Origin of the sequence: Dietzia sp. HMSC21D01 (genome assembly GCF_001815995.1) — a bacterium.
Classification (GTDB): Bacteria; Actinomycetota; Actinomycetes; order Mycobacteriales; family Mycobacteriaceae; genus Dietzia; species Dietzia cinnamea.
This window is the reverse complement of the sequence record NZ_KV823631.1, coordinates 1-4,260: the sequence shown is the minus strand read 5'-3', so window position 1 is coordinate 4,260 and position 4,260 is coordinate 1. Positions and strand designations below refer to the sequence as shown.

The following is a 4,260-nucleotide window of genomic DNA, read 5'->3' as shown; positions in this document are numbered from 1 at the left end:
GCACGCACCCCGCGCGGGGTGCGTGCCTCGGATGTGCCCGGGCCCCTCCGGGGGCGCCGGGCACGGGATCAGTCGTCGCCGCCGGCGTCCGCGTCGGAGCCGTTGTCGGAGTCCTCGCCCACGGGCACGAGGCTGATCTTGCCGCGGTTGTCGATGTCGGCGATCTCGACCTGCATCTTGTCGCCGACGTTCACCACGTCCTCGACCTTGCCGACGCGCTTGCCGCCGCCGAGCTTCGAGATGTGGACCAGGCCGTCACGGCCCGGCAGCAGCGACAGGAACGCGCCGAAGGGCGCGGTCTTGACCACGGTGCCGAGGAACCGCTCGCCGACCTTGGGCAGCTGCGGGTTGGCGATGGCGTTGATCTTGTCGATCGCGGCCTGCGCCGACTCGCCGTCGGTGGCGCCGATGTACACGGTGCCGTCGTCCTCGATCGAGACGGACGCGCCGGTCTCCTCGGTGATCGAGTTGATCATCTTGCCCTTGGGCCCGATGACCTCGCCGATCTTGTCGACGGGGACCTTGATCGCGATGATGCGCGGCGCGAGCGGGCTCAGCTCGTCCGGCTCGTCGATCGCCTCGGCCATCACGTCCAGGATGGTCAGGCGGGCCTCACGGGCCTGCGTGAGCGCACCGGCCAGGACCTCTGACGGGATGCCGTCGAGCTTCGTGTCCAGCTGCAGCGCGGTGACGAACATCCCGGTGCCGGCGACCTTGAAGTCCATGTCGCCGAACGCGTCCTCGGCACCGAGGATGTCGGTGAGGGCCACGTAGCGGGTCTCGCCGTCGACCTCGTCGGAGACGAGGCCCATCGCGATGCCGGCGACGGGCGCCTTGAGCGGCACGCCGGCGTTGAGCAGCGACAGCGTCGACGCACACACCGAGCCCATGGAGGTGGAACCGTTGGACCCGAGCGCCTCGGAGACCTGGCGGATGGCGTAGGGGAACTCCTCGACGCTGGGCAGCACCGGCATGAGGGCACGCTCGGCGAGCGCGCCGTGGCCGATCTCGCGACGCTTGGGCGAGCCCACGCGGCCGGTCTCACCGGTGGAGTACGGCGGGAAGTTGTAGTGGTGCATGTAGCGCTTGCTGGTCTCGGGCCCGAGCGAATCGATCTGCTGGGCCATCTTGACCATGTCGAGCGTCGTGACGCCCATGATCTGGGTCTCGCCGCGCTCGAACAGCGCGGATCCGTGGGCGCGCGGGATGACCTCGACCTCGGCGGACAGCGCGCGGATGTCGCGCACGCCGCGGCCGTCGATCCGGAAGTGGTCGGTGAGGATCCGCTGGCGGACGATCTTCTTGGTCAGCGACTTGAACGCGGCACCGATCTCGCCGAGGCGGTCGGCGAAGCGGTCGGCGAGCTCGTCGAGCACGGACGCCTTGAGCTCGTCGGTCGCGACCTCGCGGTCCTGCTTGTCCGCGATGCGCATGATGTCGGCGAGCTTGGTCTCCGCGACCTCGGCGACGGCGGCGTACGCGTCGTCCGCGTACGGCGGGAACAGCGGGAACTCGCGCGGCGTCCCGGGCGCGGCGGTGGCCAGTGCCTGCTGGGCGGCGCACAGCTCCGCGATGAACGGCTTGGCGGCCTCGAGCCCCTGGGCGACGACCTCCTCGGTGGGCGCCTGTGCGCCGCCGGCGATCTTCTCGATGACGTTGTCGGTGGCCTCGGCCTCGACCATCATGATCGCGACGTCCGCGTCGTCACCCGAGCCGACGACGCGGCCGGCGACGACCATGTCGAACACGGCCCCCTCGAGCTGCTCGGAGGTCGGGAACGCGACCCACTGGCCGGCCGGGTCGGCGGCCGTGGGGATGAGCGCGACGCGCACGCCGCCGACGGGACCCGAGAAGGGCAGCCCGGACAGCTGGGTGGACGCGGAGGCGGCGTTGATGGCCACCACGTCGTAGAGGTCCTTGGGATCGAGGCTCATGACGGTCACGACGACCTGGACCTCGTTGCGGACACCGTCCGCGAAGGTCGGGCGCAGCGGCCGGTCGATGAGACGGCACGTGAGGATCGCGTCCGTGCTGGGGCGACCCTCACGACGGAAGAACGAGCCGGGGATGCGGCCGGCGGCGTACATCCGCTCCTCGACATCCACCGTCAGGGGGAAGAAGTCGAAGTGGTCCTTGGGGTGCTTGCCCGCGGTGGTTGCGGACAGCAGCATCGTGTCGTCGTCGAGGTAGGCGACGACCGAGCCGGCGGCCTGCTTGGCCAGCCGGCCGGTCTCGAAACGGACCTCGCGGCGGCCGAAGTCGCCGTTGTCGATGGTCGCGACGGATTCGAAGACGCCGTCTTCGATCTCGACGGCCGTGATCTGTGACATGTGTTTCCTGTCGTATCGGGGGCGATGGGGCCTCGCGGCGGATCCGGGTCCGCCGGGGCCGCCGGTCACGTGTCAAGGGGGTCCCGGTACGACCTCGGCCTTCGATCGAAGCGGCCGGAACGGCACTCACGCGGCTCTCAACGACCCCGCGTGCGTCGGGTTCCGGCGGCCACTACCGAGGACCGCCAATCGGACCTGTCGACCACCCCGGCACGTGCGCACCGGCTGCACCTGAGGCTATCAGGGATAAACGCCCGGGTCACCGGGGCGCGCGGGCACCGCCCCCCGACGCGAGGGAAGCCGCGCCGCCCGGATGCGGACGATCCCCGCCCTCACGTTGAGGGCGGGGATCGTCGACGGGTCCGGGCGGGCCGGTGTCAGCGGCGCAGGCCGAGGCGCTCGATCAGCGAGCGGTAGCGCGCGATGTCGACCTTGGCGATGTACTTGAGCAGCCGACGACGACGGCCGACCAGCAGCAGCAGGCCACGACGCGAGTGGTGGTCGTGCTGGTGGGTCTTGAGGTGCTCGGTAAGCTGCTGGATGCGACGGGTGAGCAGCGCGACCTGGGCCTCGGGGGACCCGGTGTCGGTCTCGTGGACCCCGTACTCGGCCAGAACGGCCTTCTTCTCTTCGGTGCTCAGCGCCATGATGACTCCTGGTTGTTCCAGTCCGCGAAAATGTGAGGCCACCGCCGCCGCGGACCGCAGCAGGGCCGACCGGCTACGTTACCAGCCGGGGGCGGCGGTCCCAATTCGGGCGCGGTCAGGCCCCGAGCACGGTGCGGGTGCGTCGGACGTCGCGGTCCATCGCCACGAGCAACTCGTCCACGGAGGAGAACTTCTCCATGTCGCGCACGTGGTCGACGAAGTCGACGGCCGCCGTCCGGCCGTACAGGTCGGCGGACTCGTCCAGCACGAACGCCTCGACACTGCGCGCGGCGTCCCCGAACGTCGGGTTGGTGCCGACGGAGATCGCGGACGCGTACGGGCGCCCCGGGACGATCGACCCGTCCACCGGGCCGTCGTCGAGGACGGTGAACCAGCCCGCGTACACGCCGTCGGCGGGGACCGCGGTGTGCTCGGGCAGGTCGAGATTGGCGGTCGGGTAGCCCAGGTCCCGACCCCCTCGCCCGGCGCCGTGCACGACGACGCCCGAGACGCGGTGGGGGCGGCCGAGGATCTCCGCGGCGGCGGCGACGTCGGACTCCGACAGCAGGCGCCGGATCCGACTCGAGGAGACGGTCTCGCCGCCGGACTCCAGCAGGTCGACCACCTCGCACGCGATCCCCCGCTCCGCGCACAGGGCACGCATCGTCTCGGGGGTGCCGGCGGCACTGCGACCGAACGTGAAGTTGCGACCGACGGTGACGGCGCGGGCGTGGAGCCCGGAGACGAGGACGCGGTCCACGAACTCGTCGGGCTCCCACGAGGCCATCTCGCGGTCGAAGGGCAGCGCGAAGACGGCGTCCACGCCGAATCCCCCCGCGAGCTCGGCGCGCCGGGCGAGGGGGGTGAGGACGGACGGGTGCGTGCCCGGCCGGACGACCTCGACGGGATGGGGGTCGAAGGTCACCAGCACCGGGCTGGCACCGAGTTCGCGACCCGCTCCGACCGCGCGGTCCACGAGGGCGCGGTGCCCCCGGTGGAGTCCGTCGAACACCCCGAGGGCGACGGAGGTCCCGCCGTCGGGGATCACGATCTCGTCGAACGTCCGCCACAGCTGCACGGCGACCACCTTACGCGCGGGGTTCACAGCCCCGCCGGGCGCATGACCACGACCGGAGCGGCGCGGCGTCCGGACTCCGAGACCAGCGCCGCGACACGACCGTCCGGGCCCACGGCGGCGACGACGCCGGTGTCACCCCGGGCCTCGAGCCACCGTCCGTGGCGGAGCCCCTCGGCGGCGTCCGCGTCGATGTCGCGGCGGGGGG

Annotated in this window: 3 protein-coding genes and 1 pseudogene; all 4 read right to left on the bottom strand. The window is 71.6% G+C overall.

Annotated elements, in window-relative coordinates:
• Window positions 1-68 precede the first annotated feature (68 nt).
• A complete protein-coding gene (locus HMPREF3086_RS00935; RefSeq protein ID WP_061227731.1) occupies window positions 69-2,330 on the bottom strand; it encodes a polyribonucleotide nucleotidyltransferase in 2,262 nt (753 codons plus the stop codon).
• Window positions 2,331-2,707: 377 nt separating this feature from the next.
• A complete protein-coding gene (rpsO, locus tag HMPREF3086_RS00930) occupies window positions 2,708-2,977 on the bottom strand; it encodes a 30S ribosomal protein S15 (RefSeq protein ID WP_007632724.1) in 270 nt (89 codons plus the stop codon).
• A gap of 115 nt (window positions 2,978-3,092) precedes the next feature.
• A complete protein-coding gene (locus HMPREF3086_RS00925) occupies window positions 3,093-4,055 on the bottom strand; it encodes a bifunctional riboflavin kinase/FAD synthetase (RefSeq protein ID WP_174521505.1) in 963 nt (320 codons plus the stop codon).
• Between the two features lie 23 nt (window positions 4,056-4,078).
• Window positions 4,079-4,260: pseudogene (gene truB, locus HMPREF3086_RS00920) on the bottom strand (tRNA pseudouridine(55) synthase TruB); the annotation flags it as partial.